17 protein-coding genes and 1 pseudogene are annotated in these 17,766 nt (G+C 72.3%); 11 read left to right on the plus strand and 7 right to left on the minus strand.

Annotated features, from left to right (window positions below; genetic code table 11):
* Window positions 1-81 precede the first annotated feature (81 nt).
* Window positions 82-1,029: an N-acetylmuramic acid 6-phosphate etherase gene (murQ, locus tag NMK34_RS24925; RefSeq protein WP_135241720.1), complete on the minus strand. Its 948-nt coding sequence runs from the start codon at window positions 1,027-1,029 to the stop codon at window positions 82-84.
* Window positions 1,026-1,940, minus strand: a complete 915-nt coding sequence (locus NMK34_RS24930) for a MurR/RpiR family transcriptional regulator (protein WP_135241721.1) — start codon at window positions 1,938-1,940, stop codon at window positions 1,026-1,028. Before NMK34_RS24930 ends, murQ begins: the two co-directional genes overlap by 4 nt.
* A gap of 268 nt (window positions 1,941-2,208) precedes the next feature.
* Here NMK34_RS24930 and NMK34_RS24935 point away from each other — a divergent pair, with 268 nt between their 5' ends.
* Complete coding sequence (locus NMK34_RS24935) at window positions 2,209-2,886, plus strand: SDR family NAD(P)-dependent oxidoreductase (RefSeq protein ID WP_318335432.1); 678 nt, start codon at window positions 2,209-2,211, stop codon at window positions 2,884-2,886.
* Here the strand turns inward: NMK34_RS24935 and NMK34_RS24940 are convergent.
* Window positions 2,871-3,617, minus strand: coding sequence for a dTMP kinase (locus NMK34_RS24940; RefSeq protein ID WP_318335433.1), 747 nt, complete (start codon window positions 3,615-3,617; stop codon window positions 2,871-2,873). The two genes, NMK34_RS24935 and NMK34_RS24940, sit on opposite strands and share 16 nt — an antisense overlap.
* A gap of 149 nt (window positions 3,618-3,766) precedes the next feature.
* On the opposite strand from NMK34_RS24940, the gene NMK34_RS24945 reads away from it, so the two are divergent.
* The 5 genes and pseudogenes from NMK34_RS24945 (at window position 3,767) to NMK34_RS24965 (ending at window position 6,191) form a co-directional block, all read left to right on the plus strand.
* Window positions 3,767-4,348, plus strand: coding sequence for a nucleotidyltransferase (locus NMK34_RS24945; protein ID WP_318335434.1), 582 nt, complete (start codon window positions 3,767-3,769; stop codon window positions 4,346-4,348).
* Between the two features lie 56 nt (window positions 4,349-4,404).
* Window positions 4,405-4,614: a hypothetical protein gene (locus NMK34_RS24950; RefSeq protein WP_318336417.1), complete on the plus strand. Its 210-nt coding sequence runs from the start codon at window positions 4,405-4,407 to the stop codon at window positions 4,612-4,614.
* Between the two features lie 10 nt (window positions 4,615-4,624).
* A pseudogene (locus tag NMK34_RS24955) lies at window positions 4,625-5,405 on the plus strand (metallophosphoesterase family protein).
* Window positions 5,396-5,542, plus strand: a complete 147-nt coding sequence (locus NMK34_RS24960; protein ID WP_013288160.1) for a GPGG-motif small membrane protein — start codon at window positions 5,396-5,398, stop codon at window positions 5,540-5,542. Before NMK34_RS24955 ends, NMK34_RS24960 begins: the two are co-directional and overlap by 10 nt.
* Window positions 5,543-5,693: 151 nt before the next feature.
* Complete coding sequence (locus NMK34_RS24965; RefSeq protein ID WP_318335435.1) at window positions 5,694-6,191, plus strand: TspO/MBR family protein; 498 nt, start codon at window positions 5,694-5,696, stop codon at window positions 6,189-6,191.
* A 43-nt stretch (window positions 6,192-6,234) separates the two neighbouring features.
* Here NMK34_RS24965 and NMK34_RS24970 read toward each other — a convergent pair whose 3' ends face one another.
* A complete protein-coding gene (locus tag NMK34_RS24970) occupies window positions 6,235-7,011 on the minus strand; it encodes a M23 family metallopeptidase (protein ID WP_013288162.1) in 777 nt (258 codons plus the stop codon).
* A 237-nt stretch (window positions 7,012-7,248) separates the two neighbouring features.
* Between NMK34_RS24970 and NMK34_RS24975 the strand changes: the two genes are divergently transcribed.
* From NMK34_RS24975 to NMK34_RS24995, 5 genes are all read left to right on the plus strand, one after another.
* Entirely contained in the window at window positions 7,249-8,589 is a 1,341-nt protein-coding gene (locus tag NMK34_RS24975) for an ABC transporter substrate-binding protein (protein ID WP_318335436.1), read from the plus strand.
* Between the two features lie 71 nt (window positions 8,590-8,660).
* Window positions 8,661-9,707, plus strand: a complete 1,047-nt coding sequence (locus NMK34_RS24980; protein ID WP_318335437.1) for a sugar ABC transporter permease — start codon at window positions 8,661-8,663, stop codon at window positions 9,705-9,707.
* Between the two features lies 1 nt (window position 9,708).
* Entirely contained in the window at window positions 9,709-10,668 is a 960-nt protein-coding gene (locus NMK34_RS24985) for a carbohydrate ABC transporter permease (protein WP_318335438.1), read from the plus strand.
* A gap of 61 nt (window positions 10,669-10,729) precedes the next feature.
* A complete protein-coding gene (locus NMK34_RS24990) occupies window positions 10,730-11,800 on the plus strand; it encodes a LacI family DNA-binding transcriptional regulator (protein WP_318335439.1) in 1,071 nt (356 codons plus the stop codon).
* Between the two features lie 41 nt (window positions 11,801-11,841).
* Window positions 11,842-13,485, plus strand: a complete 1,644-nt coding sequence (locus NMK34_RS24995) for an alpha-amylase family glycosyl hydrolase (protein WP_318336418.1) — start codon at window positions 11,842-11,844, stop codon at window positions 13,483-13,485.
* 58 nt (window positions 13,486-13,543) lie between these two features.
* Here NMK34_RS24995 and NMK34_RS25000 read toward each other — a convergent pair whose 3' ends face one another.
* From NMK34_RS25000 to xylA, 3 genes are all read right to left on the minus strand, one after another.
* A complete protein-coding gene (locus NMK34_RS25000) occupies window positions 13,544-14,977 on the minus strand; it encodes an MFS transporter (protein ID WP_318335440.1) in 1,434 nt (477 codons plus the stop codon).
* 109 nt (window positions 14,978-15,086) lie between these two features.
* Complete coding sequence (gene xylB / locus NMK34_RS25005; RefSeq protein WP_318335441.1) at window positions 15,087-16,544, minus strand: xylulokinase; 1,458 nt, start codon at window positions 16,542-16,544, stop codon at window positions 15,087-15,089.
* 11 nt (window positions 16,545-16,555) lie between these two features.
* On the minus strand, window positions 16,556-17,743 hold the full coding sequence (xylA, locus tag NMK34_RS25010; RefSeq protein ID WP_318335442.1) for a xylose isomerase: 1,188 nt from the start codon (window positions 17,741-17,743) through the stop codon (window positions 16,556-16,558).
* Between the last annotated feature and the right edge of the window lie 23 nt (window positions 17,744-17,766).

The following is a 17,766-nucleotide window of genomic DNA, read 5'->3' on the forward strand; positions in this document are numbered from 1 at the left end:
GTGGATCGGACGAGTGGATCGGGCGGACGGACCGGGACGGGGCCAGGACGGGCCGGGCTCGCGGCGAGGGCCCGGAGACGGTCAGGAGGCGAGCAGGGCGAGCGCGCCGCGTACCTGGTGGGCGGAGCGGGCCAGCGCGGCCCGGGCGGCGGGCACCTCGGCGCCGGACACCAGCGCCACCAGCGCCGTCTTGAGGTCGCCGTCGGCCTCCCGCAGGGCGACCCGGCACACCTCCTCGGCGCAACCGGTGGCCTCCACGAGAATCGAGATCATGCGGCCGCGCAGTTTGGCGTTCGTCGCCACCATGTCGATCATGAGGTTCGAGTAGACCCGGCCCAGACGCACCATCACGGCCGTGGAGAACGTGTTGAGCACCAGCTTCTGCGCCGTGCCGGCCTTCATCCGGGTCGACCCGGTGACCACCTCCGGTCCGGTGTCCACCCCGATGAAGACGTCCACCGACGCGGCGGCCTCGGCCTCCGGATTCGCGCAGAGCAGCACCGTACCGGCCCCCTGCGCCCGGGACGCGGCGAGCGCCCCGAGGACGTACGGGGTGCGCCCGCTGGCCGCGAGGCCCACCACGAGGTCACCGGGGCGTACGCACTCGGCGGCGTCGGCGGCGCCACCGCGCTCGTCGTCCTCGGCGTCCTCGACGGCGCGCCACATCGCCTCCGGGCCGCCCGCGAGGTGCGAGCAGAACCAGTGCCGCGGCGAGTTGAACGTGGGCGCCAGCTCGGCGGCGTCGAGCACGCCGAGGCGACCGGAGGTGCCGGCGCCGAAGTAGTGCACGCGGTGCCCGTCACGCAACGCGGCCACGGCCAGGTCGACCGTCTCGGCGATCTCGTCCAGCACCGCGGCGACGGCGGCCGGTACGCGCCGGTCCGCCTCGTTGATGACGGTGAGCACGTCCCGGGTGGACATCAGGTCGAGGTCGACGCTGTGCGGGTTGCGCCGCTCGGTCGGCGCGCCGACTCGCACCACCGGTCGTACCGCCGCCACGCCGTCCCGCTCCACCCGACCCGCCGTCATCCCCGCCTCCGCCCGGGACCGACCCGGTGCGACTGGACCGCCTCGGCGGTGGCCTCCAGGGCCTTCTTGGTCCGGGCCCGGCTGCGGGCGGCCACACCGACGAAGAGGCAGTCGACCACTGTGAGCTGGGCCAGCCGGCTCGCTGTCGCGCCGGAGCGGTAGGTCGTCTCCCGGGCGGCGGTGGTGAGCACGTGGTCCGCGACCTCGGTGATCGGCGAGCGCGGGAAGTTGGTCAGCGCCACGGTGGTGGCGCCGCGCGCCCGCGCCTGCTCCAGCACCTCGATCACGTCGGAGGTGGTGCCGGTGTGCGAGATGCCGACCGCGACGTCGCCGCGGCCCAGCAGGGCGGCGGAGGTGAGCGCGGTGTGCACGTCCGGGAAGTAGAACGCGATGCGGCCGATGCGGTGCAGCTTCTGCTGGAAGTCGGAGGCGACGAAGCCGCTGGCGCCCGCGCCGTAGACGTCGATCCGGCCGGCCGCGCCGATCGCCTCGACCACCTGCTCGCAGACCGCCGGGTCGAGTTGCTCGGCGGTCTCCTCGACGGCCCGGGCGTCGTTGAACGCGATCGTGGCGATGATCTGGGCGAGGTCCGCGCCCGGCGGGATGTCGCCGCCGACCACCCGCGCGTCCGGCGGCTCGACCCGGCGGGCGGCCTCGGCGGCGAGCCGGATCCGCAGCTGCGGGTAGCCGTCCATGCCGACCGAGCGGCAGAAGCGGATCACCGTCGCCTCGGACGTCTCGGCGGCGGTGGCGAGGTCGGTGATCGTACGCCGGGCCGCGTCCGCCGGATCGGCGACGACCAGCCGGGCCACCCGCTGTTCGGCCGGGGACAGCGAGGGCAGCAGGCCGCTGATGTGGACGATCAGTCCACCGGTCTCGTGACTCGCAGAAATCTTCGGACTCTTCGCCACGGATGAAACTTACTTTCACGAGGCGTGAGCGTCAACCATGACACCGCGTATCGGGAAATTTACCGTCTTCCGTGCCCGCCCCCGGGCCAAGGATCCCATTGTCGCAGCCCCACTGCCTCATCCGGTCCGGTCGAGTCACTCCTGCCGCCCGACGTGCCGGTCCGCCGTCGCGCGGCACGGCCTGCCTGGTCGGCCTCGGCCGGGCGGACCGGACGGCGCGCGCGGGTCACCGGTCGGTCGGCGCGGCCGTTGGCTAGCGTGTGTGTCCATGACGGAACGCACGGTGCTGGTGACCGGAGGCACGGGCGGGCTCGGCGGCGCGGTCACCGCCGCCTTCCTCGACACCGGCTGGCGGGTGGTCGTACCCCAGCGGGAGCCCGGGACGGACGACGGCCCGGTCCGGGTCGTGGCCGACCTGCTGACCACCGAGGGGGCCGCGCGGGCGGTCGAGGCGGCGACCGCCGAGCCGGCCGCGCCGCTGCGCGCGGTGGTCAACCTGGTCGGCGGGTACGCCGCCGGCGGCCTGGTGCACGAGACCCCGATCGAGGACTTCGAACGGATGCTGCGGCTCAACCTGCGCCCGACGTACCTGGTCACCCGGGCGGCGCTGCCGCACCTCGTGGCGTCCGGCGACGGCGCGGTGGTCTGCGTCTCCGCCCGGGCGGCGGTCTCGCCGTTCCCCGGCGCCTCCGGCTACGCCACCGCCAAGGCCGCGGTGCGGGCGTTCGCCGAGACGGTGGCGGTCGAGTACCGGCAACGCGGCGTGCGGTGCAACACGGTGCTGCCGAGCGTGATCGACACCCCGGCCAACCGCGCCGCCCAGCCCGACGCCGACCACGGGCGCTGGGTGCCGCCGGCCGAGATCGCCGACGTGATCCGCTTCCTGGCCTCCCCCGAGTCCGCGCCCACCAGCGGCGCGAGCATCCCGGTCTACGGACGGGCCTGAACCGGCACCGGCCCGTCCCGCCCGGCGCCACCGGCCGGGCGTCGCGGGCCGGCCGGAGCCGGCCCCGCCGGAGCCGGACCGGGACCGGCGGACGGGTCGTCGGGCAGCCACTCGCTCAGGTGCGCCCGGATCCGGCGGGCCACCTCCTCCGGCGGCCCGTTGCCGTCCACCACCACGAAGCCGCCGTACTCCGGCAGCTCCCGGTAGGCGGCGTCCGCGGCGGTCAGCCACGCCATCGTCTCGTGGTCGGTGCCGCGCCGTTCGATCCGCCGGTACGCCTCGGCGGGGTCGACGGTGAGCAGGAACGTCACCCGGGGCGCCGGGAAGATCCGGTACCCGGCCCGGGCCAGCCGCTCCCACCGCTGCCCGCCGTGCGCCCGGATGCTGGCGTACTGGCAGGCCGACCACCTGTCCATCACCGCGGTCCGGCCGGTCACCAGGCAGCTGAGCAGCGCGAGCGCGATGGCCAGCCAGCGCAGCACCGACTCGACCACGAGCAGGCCGTCGCGCCCGACGAGCCGCTCCGCGTCCGGGCGGCCGAGCCGCTGCGCGATGCGGCCGAGCCAGCGGCGGCCACCCGCGTTGCGGTGGTACGTGGCGGGAAGGCCGGCGGCGGTGAGCGCCTGGGCGAGCCGATGGGCCTGAGTGGTCTTACCTGAGCCGTCGATGCCGATCAGGGCGACGGCGCGCAGTCGGGCCCTGCCCCGCCGCGTCCGCAGTGAGCTGGCCACCCTCCCGAGGTTATCCGACCGATGCTCACACCGGCCCGTATGTCGCTTTCCTGCCCTGACGGGCCGATCGCACCGCAACAGGTGTGACCGGAGCGTCCGCCGGGTACGCATCGTGGTCCCACCGCCCAATGACGAAGAGGGAGCCGCAGATGGCCGAGCGCGGGGACGAGACCCTGGTGCACACGCTGAAGAAGGTCGCCGCCGTGCTCAAACAGTCCGACATCCCGTTCGCGCTCGGTGGCAGCTTCGCGGTGTACGCGCACGGCGGCCACTCCAGCGACCACGACGTGGACTTCCTGCTCCGCGAGGCGGACGTGGACCGGGCGCTGGAGGCGCTGGTCGAGGCCGGGTTCACCGCCGAGCGCCCGCCGGAGGACTGGCTGGTCAAGGTCTACGACGAGGACCGGATGGTGGACCTGATCCACCGGCCGGTGGAGACCCCGGTCACCGAGGAGACGTTCGCCGACACGATCGTGCGCCCGGTCGACGCGATCCACATGCCGGTGCTGTCGGCCAGCCAGCTCATGGTGCACAAGCTGCTCAGCTTCTCCCAGCACTACTGCGACTTCGCCCGGGCCCTGCCGCTGGCCCGTTCGCTGCGGGAACAGATCGACTGGGAACGGGTACGGAAGGAGACGCAGCACTCGCCGTACGCCGAGGCGTTCCTGGTGCTGCTCGACCGGCTGGACGTGCTGCCCGGCGGCGCGCCCGGAGGAAGGGAAACCCTGTGACCGGACTGTCCGGCGACGTTCCCCCCGACGAGTACGTCGAGGCGGAGATCCAGAGCATGCTGGCCGAGGACCCGACGGTGGCCGAGCAGGGCATCACCGTGGTGCGGCGGGAGAACGGGCTGGTGCTCTACGGCGAGGTGGAGAGCCCGCACCGGCGGGAGGAGATCCTGCGCCGGGTGGCCGAGCGCTTCCCGGACACGCCCGTGACCAGCGACATCGGGTTGATCCGCACACAGGCGCCCACCCAGGTCGAGGAGTTGCCGTGAGGGAGGTTCGATGGTGATCCGGATCGCCGCCGTGGGCGACGTGCATCTGGACCAGGACGTGGTGGGCCGGTTCCGCCCGGCGCTGGAGGAGCTGCCCGGCTGCGCCGACGTGCTGCTGCTCGCCGGTGACCTGACCCGGCACGGCACCGAGGCCGAGGCGCGGTGCGTGGCCCAGGAGTTCGGCGACCTCGGCGTACCGGTGATCACCGTGCTCGGCAACCACGACCACCAGTGCGACGAGGTGCCGCAGGTGGTGAAGGTGCTGGAGGACGCCGGGATCACGGTGCTGGAGGGCACCGGCACGGTGGTGGAGACCCCCGGCGGGCGGCTCGGGGTGGCAGGCGTGAAGGGGTTCGGCGGCGGGTTCGCCGGGCGGTGCGCCAGCGACTTCGGCGAGCCGGAGATGAAGGCGTTCGTGCGGACCACGCGGGAGAGCGCCGACGCGCTCACCGACGCGCTGCTCTCGCTGGAGTGCGACGCGCTCGTCGCGCTCACCCACTACTCCCCCGTACCGGACACGCTCGCCGGCGAGCCGCTGGAGATCTACCCGTTCCTCGGCTGCTACCAGCTCGGCCAGGCGATCGACTCCGCCCCCACCGCGCTGGCGCTGCACGGGCACGCCCACCACGGCACCGAGCGCGGCACCACGCCGGGCGGGGTGCGGGTCCGCAACGTGGCCCACCCGGTGATCAAACAGGCGTACAGCGTCTTCCACCTGGGCGGTGATCAGGTCGACTGACCGGGAGGTTTCCGGTATCGGGCGCACGGGTATTCAGCCGACATGGAGCTGATTCTCTGGATTCTCGCAGTCGTACTGGTGGTCGCCGGAATTCTCGCCCTGTTCCGCCGGCAGATCCTCTGGGGCATCGTCCTCATCGTCGTCGGCCTGCTGGTCGGCCCGGGTGGCGTCAGCATCTTCAACACGTAACAGCGGTTCCCGTACCCGCCGGGGTCGCCGGGCCCGGGTGTTCCGTCCTGCCGGACCGGAACGCCCGGGCCGGGTGACCCCGGCTTCTCCGCGTCCGGGTCCGGCGGCGCCCGGGCGTTTGCCGGGCCGGTCGAGCGGAAACATCTCGGCCATGGAGATGTCGCAGAGTGCCGCCCGGCGTACCACCGGCGCCCGCACGTGGTGGGCGCTGCTCGGCTTCGGCGCCGCCACCTTCGCCGCCGCCGCGATCGGCGGGCTGGGTGTCCAGGGCACCTCCGCCGAGTACCAGAGCCTGGAGCAGCCCGCCTGGGCGCCGCCGTCGTGGCTGTTCGGCCCGGTCTGGACCGTGCTCTACGTGCTCATCGCGATCGCCGGCTGGCTGGTCTGGCGCCGGGCCGGGTTCGGCCCCGCGGTCTGGGCGTGGGTGGTGCAGCTCGTGCTGAACGCGATCTGGACCCCGCTGTTCTTCGGCGCCGGGGCGTACGGGCTGGCGTTCGCCGAGATCGTGCTGATGTGGCTGGCGATCGGGGTGACGGTGGCACTGTTCCGGCGGATCTCCCGGCCGGCCACGCTGCTGATGCTGCCGTACTGGGCCTGGGTGACGTTCGCGTCCGCGCTGAACCTCGCGGTGTGGCGGCTGAACTCCTGACCGGTACGGGCGCGGGGGCCACTCGCCTCCGCGCCCGCCGGGTTCAGCAGCGGGGTACGCCCGGGATGTAGCCGTCGTACCCGGTGTAGACGTACGCGTCGGAGATGAACCGGCCGGAGCCGATCCGGTCCCAGATCGAGCTGGTGCCGTACGTGCCGGTGACGCTGGTGCCGCTGGTCTGGCACTGGATGGTCACCTTCGCCCCGTCGGCCACCGTGCCGACCGAGCTGTAGCCGGTGCCGGGGCCGGAGCGGACCGTCAGCGGGGAGCCGGCCGTGTTGACGGTGCCCTCGCCGGTGTTCGTCCCGCCGCAGCCGTTGTCACTGGTGTAGGTCTTGGTGCCCCAGTAGAGCGCCTGGACGCCGTTAAACTTGATCTTCACAGAGCTGCCGTTGAGACGCTGCTCGTAGTGCAGGTGCGGGCCGGTGGAGCCGCCTGTCGTGCCGACGTACCCGATCACCCGGCCGTAGCCGACGGTCTGCCCGACGGAGACGTTGAAGGCGTTCAGGTGGGCGTAGTAGGTGGTGTGGCCGCCGCCGTGGTTGATCCGGACGTACTTGCCGTAGCTGGTGTCGCCGAGGTTGGTGACCACGTCGACGGTGCCGGGCGCGCTGGCGACCACCGGGTCGCCAAGGTCGTCGGTGCGGTTGAAGTCGATGGCGTTGGCCGGGCTGTGGTTGGTCCGGGTCTGACCGGACCAGGACTGGTTGCACGGGAACGGGACCTTGAACGTCGGGGCGGCCATCGCCGGCGCGGCCGGCACGAGGGTCGCTGCCAGGACCGCGGCGCTCGCTCCGAGGGCGAGCCATCGCTTACGCATCCACTGCCTCCAATGTTGAAAGTCTTCAATGTGATGCGGACATCCTGACAGAAAGTTCCGTTCCCGGGAAGATTCGTGGGAGCGAACCCATCACCGGTGGCCAGGGTTTCGGGATTGTTACCGGGCCGTGTCCGGCCAGGGGTGGACCCGGCACGATGCAAGCGCTTACATGTGAGGACGACCATCGGACCGGCGCGGGTTCGATCCCCCCACGCGCCGGCAAGGAAGGAGATCGGCATGGCGTTTGCCAGATCGCGCCAGGCGCTCGCGGTCGCCGGCGTCCTGGGGCTGGCGCTCGGCGTCGCCGCCTGCGGCACCGGCAACGACAAGAAGAGCAGCAACGCGGGCTCGGCCGAGTGCGGCGCATATGAGAAGTACGACGGTCACGACGGCAAGAAGGTGACCATCTACTCCTCGATCCGTGACATCGAGGACGAGCGCCTCCAGCAGTCCTGGAAGGAGTTCGAGGACTGCACCGGCATCGAGATCGACCACGAGGGCTCCGGCGAGTTCGAGGCGCAGCTGCCGGTGCGGGTGGACGGCGGCAACGCCCCCGACCTCGCCTTCATCCCGCAGCCGGGTCTGCTGAAGCGGTTCGTCGACTCGGGCAAGCTCAAGCCGGTCGGCGCCGACACCAAGGCGATGGCCGAGCAGAACTACTCCGCCGACTGGCTGAAGTACAGCACCGTCAACGGCCAGCTCTACGGCGCCCCGCTCGGCTCGAACGTGAAGTCCTTCGTGTGGTACTCGCCGAAGACCTTCAAGGAGAAGGGCTGGACGGTCCCCACCACGTGGGACGACATGATCAAGCTCTCCGACCAGATCGCTGCGAGCGGCACCAAGCCGTGGTGCGCGGGCATCGAGTCCGGTGACGCCACCGGCTGGCCGGCCACCGACTGGATCGAGGACGTGCTGCTGCGCACCGGCGGCCCGGAGGTCTACGACAAGTGGACCACCCACGAGATCCCGTTCAACGACCCGCAGGTGGCTGACGCCCTCAACCGGGCCGGCACCATCCTGAAGAACGAGAAGTACGTCAACGGCGGCTTCGGCGGCGTGAAGAGCATCGCCACCACCTCCTTCCAGGAGGGCGGCACGCCGATCACCGCCGGCAAGTGCGCGCTGCACCGCCAGGCGTCCTTCTACGCCAACCAGTGGCCCGAGGGCACCAAGGTGGCCGAGGACGGCGACGTCTTCGCGTTCTACTTCCCGGCCATCGACCCGTCGAAGGGCAAGCCGGTTCTGGGTGGCGGCGAGTTCGTCGCGGCCTTCGCCGACCGTCCCGAGGTCCAGGCGGTGCAGACCTACCTGGCCTCCGGCGAGTACGCCAACAGCCGCGCCAAGATCGGTGACTGGGTCTCCGCGAACAAGAAGCTGGACCTGAACAACGTCCCGAACCCGGTGGACAAGCTCTCCGTGGGCATCCTCCAGGACGAGAAGACGGTCTTCCGCTTCGACGGCTCGGACCTGATGCCGGCCGCGGTCGGCGCCGGCACCTTCTGGAAGGGCATGGTGGCCTGGATCAACGGTAAGGACACCACCGCCGTCCTGAACGACATCGAGGGCAGCTGGAAGTGATCTAGCGGGTGGCCCGGTCCGCACACGCGGACCGGGCCACCTCTGCTAGCCGAACCCTTGAGGGAGGGTCGATGGAGTTCGACTTCGCGGCGGAGCAGCCGAAGTTCCTCATGCTGATGTACGGCTTGATCGCCTTCGTCGCGGTGGTGGGCGGGCTGCTCCTGCTCCTCGACGTGGTGCCGTCGTACTTCGCCCGGCGCCGGGAGGCGCAGCTGGTCGCGGCCTCCGCGAGCGGCGCGCCGCTGCCCCGCCGGCGCAAGCAGCGCGAGGGCGCGTTCGCGTTCTTCTTCCTGTTGCCGACGCTGCTGTTGCTCGCCGTCGGACTGGTGGTCCCCGCCATCCGCACCACGCTGCTCTCCTTCATGGATTCCGGCAGCGACAACTGGGTGGGCCTGGACAACTACCGCTGGATGTTCGCCGAGGACTCGATCGTCCGGGTCCTGATCAACACGCTGATCTGGGTGCTCCTGGTGCCGCTGGTGGCCACCGCGTTCGGCCTGATCTACGCGGTCCTCGTGGACAAGGCCCGGTTCGAGGCCGTGGCCAAGTCCCTGATCTTCCTGCCGATGGCGATCTCGTTCGTCGGCGCCTCCATCATCTGGAAGTTCGTCTACGCCTACCGGGGCGAGGGCGACCAGATCGGCCTGCTCAACCAGATCGTGGTGAGCCTGGGCGGCGAGCCGAAACAGTGGCTGCTGGACTCGCCGCTGAACACGTTCCTGCTCATCGCGATCATGGTGTGGATCCAGGCCGGCTTCGCGATGGTGGTGCTCTCCGCGGCGATCAAGGCCATCCCGGCCGACATCGTCGAGGCGGCCCGGCTGGACGGCACCACCCCGTGGCAGATGTTCTGGCGGATCACCATTCCGAGCATCCGCCCGGCGCTGATCGTCGTCGTGGTGACGATCTCCATCGCCACGCTCAAGGTCTTCGACATCGTCCGGACCGCCACCAACGGCAACTACGACACGAACGTGATCGCGACCGAGATGTACAACCAGGCGTTCCGCTACCAGGAGAACGGTCAGGGCTCGGCGCTGGCGGTGTTCCTGTTCGTCCTGGTGATCCCGATCGTGATCTACCAGATCCGCAACCTGCGCAAGCAGCGGGAGGGCTGAGATGACCACCACCACGCCCACCGCCGGAGTCGGCGCCCAGGCCACCGAGCCGACCACCCGGGGCGCCCGGGTGCGCAAGCGCCTGAACAGCCGTACCGCCACGCTCGTGTCGATCGTCATCGCGATGCTCTGGACGATCCCGACCTTCGGCCTGTTCATCTCCTCGATCCGGCCGGAGAACGAGATCAAGACCACCGGGTGGTGGACGTTCTTCACCGACCCGCAGATCACGCTGGAGAACTACCAGGAGGTGCTGTTCAGCCGCGGCTCGTCCGGGCAGCTGGCCAGCTACTTCATCAACTCGCTCGCGATCACCATCCCCTCGGTGCTCTTCCCCCTGGCCTTCGCGTCGCTCGCCGCGTACGCGCTGGCGTGGATGAACTTCAAGGGGCGGGACTGGGTCTACATCGGGATCTTCGCGCTCCAGATCGTGCCGCTGCAGATGGCCCTGGTGCCGCTGCTGCGGTTCTTCTCCACCGGTGTCACCGTCGCCGGCGTGCAGATCATGCCCGCGTGGGACCTGGTCGACGAGCAGAAGTTCGCCCAGGTGTGGTTCGCGCACACCTGCTTCGCGCTTCCGTTCGCCGTGTTCCTGCTGCACAACTTCATCTCGCAGCTCCCCGGCGACCTGATGGAGGCGGCCCGGGTCGACGGCGCCACCCACCCGAAGATCTTCCGCACCATCGTGCTGCCGCTGGTCATGCCCGCGCTGGCGGCGTTCGGCATCTTCCAGTTCCTCTGGGTCTGGAACGACCTGCTGGTCGCGCTGATCTTCGCCGGTGGCGGCGACGAGACCGCCCCGCTCACGGTCCGGCTCGCGGAGATGGCCGGCACCCGGGGCAACGAGTGGCAGCGGCTGACGGCCGGCGCGTTCGTGTCGATCGTCGTACCGCTGATCGTGTTCCTGTCCCTTCAGCGCTTCTTCGTGCGAGGCCTGCTCGCCGGCAGCGTCAAGGGTTGATCCGGCACCCCGCCGCCGGCTCGGCCGGCGGCGGGGCTCGGGTCACAGCGGGGAGCCCACCATGACCAAGATTGACGACGTCGCCCGCCTGGCCGGAGTCTCCACGGCCACCGTCTCGCGGGCGCTGCGAGGCCTGCCGACGGTCTCGGCCGCGACCCGCCGCCGGGTTCTCGCCGCCGCCGAACAGCTCCAGTACGCGGTGTCGCCCAGCGCGAGCCGGCTGGCCGGCGGCCGGACCGGCACCGTGGCGGTGGTGGTGCCCCGGATCACCAGATGGTTCTTCGGCACCGTGGTCGAGGCGGTCGAGGAATTCCTCCAGGACAGCGGCTACGACCTGCTGCTCTACAACCTCGGCGGCCGGGAGCAGACCCGCCGCCGGGTGCTGCGCCCGGCGAGCCTGCACAAGCGGGTGGACGCGATCATCCTGGTCGCCACCCCGCTGCGGGCCGCCGACGTGCACGCGCTGACGAAGCTGGACCTGCCGGGCGTGACGATCAGCTCCGGCAGCGAGGTGCCCGGGTGGCCCTGCGTCCGGATCGACGACGTGGCCGCCGCCCGCACCGCCACCCGCCACCTGCTCGACCTCGGCCACACCCGGATCGCGCACATCTCCGGCGACCCGGACGACGAACTGGCCTTCACCACCCACCTGGACCGGCGGCGCGGCTACCAGGAGGCGCTGCGGGCCGCCGGGCTGCGGCCCGACCCGAGCCTCGACGTCGAGTCGCGGTTCACCATCGACGGCGGCACCCGGGCCACCGCGGAACTGCTGGCCCGGGGCGAACCGCCGACAGCCATCTTCGCCGCCTGCGACGAGATGGCGATGGGCGCGATCACCGCGCTGCGCGACGCCGGGCTGCGGGTGCCGCAGGACGTGAGCGTGATCGGCATCGACGACCACGACCTGGCCGGCGTGCTCGGGCTCTCCACGATCGCCCAGCCGGCCGCCGACCAGGGGCTACTCGCCGCCCGCATCCTGCTCGACCCGCTCGGCGTACGGGCCTCCGAGCCGTACCCCGGCCTGGTGCCCGCCCCGCGCGGCGCCGACACCGACGGCGGGACGCCGCCCCCGGTGATCCTGCCCACTCGCCTGGTGGTGCGCGAATCGACAGCGCCGCCCCGGGCACACTGAAGAACTCGCTGGTCCCGCACCACCCAGACAGGAGTAAGGCGCTGAACACCGACGCGACGCAGCAGACCCCGGGCACCGGCTGGTGGACCGAGGCGGTGATCTACCAGGTCTACCCGCGCTCGTTCGCCGACTCCGACGGCGACGGCATCGGTGACCTGCCGGGCATCACGTCCCGGCTCGACCACCTCGCCGAGCTGGGAGTCGACGCGCTCTGGCTGTCCCCGTTCTACCCGTCCCCGCAGGCCGACGCCGGGTACGACGTGTCCGACTACCGCGACGTCGACCCGCTGTTCGGCACGCTCGCCGACGCCGACAAGCTGATCGCCGAGGCGAAGGCGCGCGGGCTGCGGGTGATCGTCGACCTGGTCCCCAACCACACCTCCTCCGCGCACCGCTGGTTCACCGAGGCCGTCGCCGCCGCGCCGGGCAGCCCGGAGCGGCAGCGCTACGTCATCCGCGACGGCAAGGGCCCGGACGGCGCCGAGCCGCCGAACGACTGGGTGAGCGTGTTCGGCGGCCCCGCCTGGACCCGGCTGCCGGACGGGCAGTGGTACCTGCACCTGTTCGACTCCGGCCAGCCCGACCTCAACTGGGACAACCCGGAGGTACGCGCGGAGTTCCTCGACGTGCTGCGCTTCTGGCTGGACCGGGGCGTGGACGGCTTCCGGGTGGACGTGGCGCACGGCCTGATCAAGCAGGCCGACCTGGCCGACTGGCAGGAGCCGCAGGAGATCCTCTCCGGCAGCGAGGTGGACAAGCCGCGCCCGCCGATGTGGGACCAGGACGGCGTGCACGAGATCTACCGGGAGTGGCGGCGGGTGCTCGACTCGTACCCCGGTGAGCGGATCCTCGTCGCCGAGGCGTGGGTGGAGCCGGCCGAGCGGCTGGCCCGGTACGTACGCCCGGACGAGATGCACCAGGCGTTCAACTTCGAGTACCTGATGGCCGCCTGGACCGCGCCGGCCCAGTACGCGGTCATCACCCGCTCGCTGGAGGCCACCGACTCCGTCGGCGCGCCCACCACCTGGGTGCTGTCCAACCACGACGTGGTCCGGCACGCCTCCCGCCTCGGTCTCGGCACCGCCGGTGGCCGGGCCAACGGCGTCGGCGTGGACGACCCGCAGCCGGACGCCGCGCTGGGCCTGCGCCGGGCCCGGGCGGCCAGCCTGCTGATGCTCGCGCTGCCCGGCTCCGCCTACCTCTACCAGGGCGAGGAACTGGGGCTGCCGGAGCACACCACGCTGCCCGACGAGGCCCGGCAGGACCCGACCTGGAAGCGCAGCGGGCACACCGAGCGCGGCCGGGACGGCTGCCGGGTGCCGATCCCGTGGGAGGCCGACGCCCCGTCGTACGGCTTCGGGCCTACCGACGCGAGCTGGCTGCCCCAGCCGCCGGTGTGGGCCGAGTACGCGCTGGACCGGCAGCGCGGCGTGCCCGGGTCGACGTACGAGCTGTACCGGACCGCGCTGCGGCTGCGCCGCGAGCACGCGCTGGCCCGGGGGCCGCTGCGGTTCCTGTCCTCCGGCGACGAGGTGCTCACGTTCACCAACGGCGGCCTCACCGTGCTGACCAACTTCGGCGCCGACCCCGTATCGCTGCCGGCCGGCGCCGAGGTGCTGGTGTCGAGCGCGCCGCTGGACGCCGACACGGTCCCGACGGACGTCACCGTCTGGTTCCGGGTGTAAGGAAGGGCCCCTTCTTAACGCCTCCGGTAGAGGAAGGGCCCCTTCTTAACACGCACCGTTAAGAAGGGGCCCTTCCTTCCTCCAAGCGGTCGGCGCGGGCGTGCAGCAGGTCGTGCACCTGCGCGATGTCCCGCGGCGACGTACGCGCGGCCAGCCAGTACATGATCCCGGTCGGGATGAAGAAGAGCTGGAACGCGGCCAGCCCGACCGCGTAGTTCAGCGGCGGCGGGAAGGCCGCCCGCAGCCCGGCGAACGCCACCCCCACCAGCCCGTTGCCCGCCGCCCGGCCGACGCCGTTGACGAGGTTGCCCAGGCTGTAGACGGTGCCCCGGTGCTCGGGCGGGTTGACGTCGGCGATCAGCGCGAACCAGTTCGGCGAGTTCGCCGAGGTCAGCGCCAGCGCCACCACGGCGGTGAGCAGGCTCAGCCCCACCGACGGCTCGGTCAGCACGCTGGACAGCACGGCCGTGACCACCGCACCGGAGCCGGCGCCGTCGGGCACGTCGATGCGGATCGGCACGAAGAACAGGACCAGGTAGAACGGAAGCGCCGCGAGGATGCCGACGGCCGCGACCATGGCCCGGCCACTCGGCGTACGCCGTTGCAGCGCGTCGCCCACGAGTCCGCCCACGATGGACAGCACGCCGCCGAGCTGGAACAGGGTGGCGAAGACGCTGCCCACCACCACGGCCGTGGCCGGTGAGTAGCCCTGCGCCTCGGCCCGCTGGCTGAACAGCACCGGCAGCCAGACCAGCGAGCCGAACGCGGCCTGGGCGGTCAGCCCTTGCAGGATCAGCCAGCGGTTGGTCCGGCGGGCCAGGATCCGGGGCAGGTCGGCGCGGCTGATCCGGTAGTCGTACTCGTTCCCGGCGTCGATCGCCCCGGCCAGCTCCGGTTCGCTCTGCCCGCGCCGGATGTCGTATGTGAACAGGTACGCGACGGTGGCGGCCAGGCCCACACCGGTCAGCAGCAGGAACGGCCGCCGCCAGTCGGTCGCGCCGAGGACGCCGCCGAGCAGCGTCCCGGCCAGCGTGCCGACGCCCTGCGACAGCCCCCAGAAGCTCATCACCAGGCCCCGGCGGCGCGGTGAGATCAGGTCGGTGACCACCGAGAAACCGACCGAGCCCACCGCGCCGAGCCCGACCGCGCCGACGAACTGGGCGATCAGGAACGTCGCGTACCCCCCGGCGAGCGCGCTGCCCCCGGTGCCGGCGGCCCACAGCAGCGTGCCGACCATGAGCAGCGGCTTACGGTTGGTGCGGTCCCCCACGTACGCCCAGCCCACCGCCGCCACCGCGCTGACCAGGAAGCTGACGGCGGTGACCAGGCCGAGCATCCGCTGGGGTACGTCGAGGGCGGTGGAGATCGGCCCGTACAGCGGGGGCACCAGGCCGATCGCCACGTTGTCCAGCGAGGCGAGCACCACGAAGACCACGACGCTGTAGAACCGGTGTGCCGTGTTCCCGCGCCGGGAGATCCTGGTGCCCTTCATGCAGGGCAGCCAATCAGGTGCGGGCCGGATCCGGGACACCGCCCCCGGCCGGCGCGCGTGTTAAGAAGGGGCCCCTCCTCTACCGCAGGCGTTAAGAAGGGGCCCTTCCTTACCCCCGGGCGTGGGCGTAGCGCTCGCGGATGGCGGGGACCGCCTCGCCCGTGTACTCCTCGGTGTCGCCGATGGACCAGGCGGGCGGGGTGTCGCCACCGAGCGCCACCCAGGCGGCCTGCCGGGCCGCGCCGTCCGCCACGTACTCCCCCGGCGGCGGCACCACCACCGGGCGGCCGAAGACCTGCGGCGCGATCCGGCGTACCGCGGCGGACCGGGCGCCGCCGCCGACCAGGATGATCCGGTCGGCGCGGGCGCCCTGCGCGATCAGGGCGTCCAGGCCGTCGGCCAGGCCGCAGAGCATGCCCTCCACCGCGGCCCGGGCCAGGTGCGCCGGGGTCGAGGTGCGCAGCGTCAGGCCCTTCAGCTCGCCGGTGGCGTGCGGCCGGTCCGGCGTCCGCTCCCCTTCCAGGTACGGCACGAGCACCAGCCCGTCCGCGCCGGGCGGGGCGGACAGGGCCAGTTCGCCGAGCGTGTCGAGGTCGACGCCGAGCAGCGTCGCGGCGGCGTCCAGCACCCGGGCCGCGTTGAGCGTGCACACCAGCGGCAGGAACCGGCCGGTGGCGTCGGCGAACCCGGCCACCGCGCCGGTGGAGTCGGCGGCCGGGGTGTCCGCGACCGCGAACACGGTGCCGGAGGTGCCGATCGAGACGACCACGTCGCCCGGGCCGGCTCCGGCACCGAGCGCCGCGGCGGCGTTGTCCCCGGTGCCCGGTCCGAGGAGCACCGGGCCGGCAGCGGCCGGGCCTCCGGACGGACCGGCCGCGCCGGACGCCGCGCCGCCGCCGAACACGGCCGGGTCGAGGTGCCCGGCCGTCTCGGCCGGGCCGAGCACGACCGGCACCGTCACGCGTCGGCCGAAGGCCCGTTCCAGCAGGTCCAGCCGGTACTCGCCGGTGCGCGGCGACCAGTACCCGGTGCCGCTGGCGTCGCCCCGGTCGGTGCGCAGCGCGTCCAGGCCGGGAGCGCCGGCGAGCCGCCAGGTCAGCCAGTCGTGCGGCAGGCAGACGGCGGCGACCCGGTCGGCGTTGTCCGGCTCGTGCCGGGCCAGCCAGCGCAGCTTCGTCGCGGTGAAGCTGGCCACCGGCACCGCGCCGGTCGCCTCGGCCCAGAACCGGCGGCCGGTCTCCCCGCCGCCGGCCTCCTCGACCAGTTCCCGGGCCGCGTCGGCGGACCGGGTGTCGTTCCACAGCAGCGCCGGCCGGACCACCTCACCGGAGGCGTCCAGGCAGACCATGCCGTGCTGCTGGCCGCCGACCGAGACGGCGGCCACGTCGGCCAGGCCGCCGGCCTCGGCCACCGCCGCCCGCAGGGCCTCCCACCAGGCGTACGGGTCGACCTCGGTACCGGGCGGGTGCGGCGCGCGGCCCTGCCGGACCAGTTCGCCGGTCTCCGCGTCCCGGATGACCACCTTGCAGGACTGGGTCGACGAGTCGACCCCCGCGACGAGCGGCATGGCGGCCCGCCTCAGCGCGCGCCGAGCACGTGCTCGACGGCGAGCTGGTTGAGCCGGACGAAGCCGAAGCCCTTCGCCCCGGCGGCCTCCGGGTCGAACTCCTCGAACGCGGACCGGTCGGCCAGCAGCTCGCGGTAGCCCTCACCGGGGTTGAGCGTCGGGGTGGCCAGCTCGGCCACCCGGGCGGCGGCGAGCGCCTCGGCGACCTCGGGGTCGGCGCGGAACGCCGCGGCCCGCTCCTTGAGCAGCAGGTACGTGCGCATGTTCGCCTCGGCGGAGGCCCACACGCCGGTCATGTCCTCGGTGCGGGACGGCTTGTAGTCGAAGTGGCGCGGGCCGTCGTAGGCCGGGCCGCCGTCGGGGCCGCCGTGCTCCAGCAGGTCGACCAGGGCGAACGCGTTGAGCAGGTCGCCGTGGCCGAAGACCAGATCCTGGTCGTACTTGATGCCGCGCTGGCCGTTGAGGTCGATGTGGAACAGCTTGCCCTGCCAGAGCGCCTGGGCGATGCCGTGGGCGAAGTTCAGCCCGGCCATCTGCTCGTGCCCGACCTCCGGGTTGAGCCCGACCATCTCCGGGCGGGCCAGGGTGGAGATGAAGCCGAGCGCGTGGCCGACGGTGGGCAGCAGGATGTCGCCGCGCGGCTCGTTCGGCTTGGGCTCCAGGGCGAAGCGCAGGTCGTAGCCGTTGTCGACGACGTACTCGCAGAGCAGGTCGACTGCTTCGCGGTAGCGGTCCAGCGCGGCCTGGACGTCCTTGGCGACGTCGTACTCGGCGCCCTCCCGGCCGCCCCACATGACGAACGTCTTGGCGCCCAGCTCGGCGGCCAGGTCGACGTTGCGCAGCACCTTGCGCAGCGCGTACCGGCGCACGTCGCGGTCGTTGCTGGTGAAGCCGCCGTCCTTGAACACCGGGTGGGTGAACAGGTTGGTGGTGACCATCGGCACGACCAGGCCGGTCTCGTCGAGGGCCTTGCGGAAGCGGCTCAGCCGGGCGTCGCGGGTGGCGGCGTCCGCGCCGAACGGGACCAGGTCGTCGTCGTGGAAGGTGATGCCGTACGCGCCCAGCTCGGCGAGCCGGTGCACCGCCTCGACGGCGTCCAGCTCGGGCCGGGTGGCGTCGCCGAACGGGTCACGGGCCGGCCAGCCCACCGTCCAGAGACCGAAGGAGAACTTGTCCGCGGGGGTGGGGCGGGGTGCCATGGCAGACCTCCAGGTGGTGGTGT

The organism is Micromonospora sp. BRA006-A (assembly GCF_033433935.1).
In the GTDB taxonomy this organism is placed as follows: Bacteria; Actinomycetota; Actinomycetes; order Mycobacteriales; family Micromonosporaceae; genus Micromonospora; species Micromonospora aurantiaca.

Coding starts and splice junctions, on each gene's coding strand:
- NMK34_RS24985 (WP_318335438.1), top strand. CDS start 9,709: ATGACCACCACCACGCCCACCGCCGGAGTCGGCGCCCAGGCCACCGAG.
- NMK34_RS24965 (WP_318335435.1), top strand. CDS start 5,694: ATGGAGATGTCGCAGAGTGCCGCCCGGCGTACCACCGGCGCCCGCACG.
- xylB (WP_318335441.1), bottom strand. CDS start 16,544: ATGCCGCTCGTCGCGGGGGTCGACTCGTCGACCCAGTCCTGCAAGGTG.
- NMK34_RS24970 (WP_013288162.1), bottom strand. CDS start 7,011: ATGCGTAAGCGATGGCTCGCCCTCGGAGCGAGCGCCGCGGTCCTGGCA.
- NMK34_RS24990 (WP_318335439.1), top strand. CDS start 10,730: ATGACCAAGATTGACGACGTCGCCCGCCTGGCCGGAGTCTCCACGGCC.
- NMK34_RS24950 (WP_318336417.1), top strand. CDS start 4,405: ATGCTGGCCGAGGACCCGACGGTGGCCGAGCAGGGCATCACCGTGGTG.
- NMK34_RS25000 (WP_318335440.1), bottom strand. CDS start 14,977: ATGAAGGGCACCAGGATCTCCCGGCGCGGGAACACGGCACACCGGTTC.
- murQ (WP_135241720.1), bottom strand. CDS start 1,029: ATGACGGCGGGTCGGGTGGAGCGGGACGGCGTGGCGGCGGTACGACCG.
- NMK34_RS24945 (WP_318335434.1), top strand. CDS start 3,767: ATGGCCGAGCGCGGGGACGAGACCCTGGTGCACACGCTGAAGAAGGTC.
- NMK34_RS24975 (WP_318335436.1), top strand. CDS start 7,249: ATGGCGTTTGCCAGATCGCGCCAGGCGCTCGCGGTCGCCGGCGTCCTG.
- NMK34_RS24980 (WP_318335437.1), top strand. CDS start 8,661: ATGGAGTTCGACTTCGCGGCGGAGCAGCCGAAGTTCCTCATGCTGATG.
- NMK34_RS24960 (WP_013288160.1), top strand. CDS start 5,396: ATGGAGCTGATTCTCTGGATTCTCGCAGTCGTACTGGTGGTCGCCGGA.
- NMK34_RS24935 (WP_318335432.1), top strand. CDS start 2,209: ATGACGGAACGCACGGTGCTGGTGACCGGAGGCACGGGCGGGCTCGGC.
- xylA (WP_318335442.1), bottom strand. CDS start 17,743: ATGGCACCCCGCCCCACCCCCGCGGACAAGTTCTCCTTCGGTCTCTGG.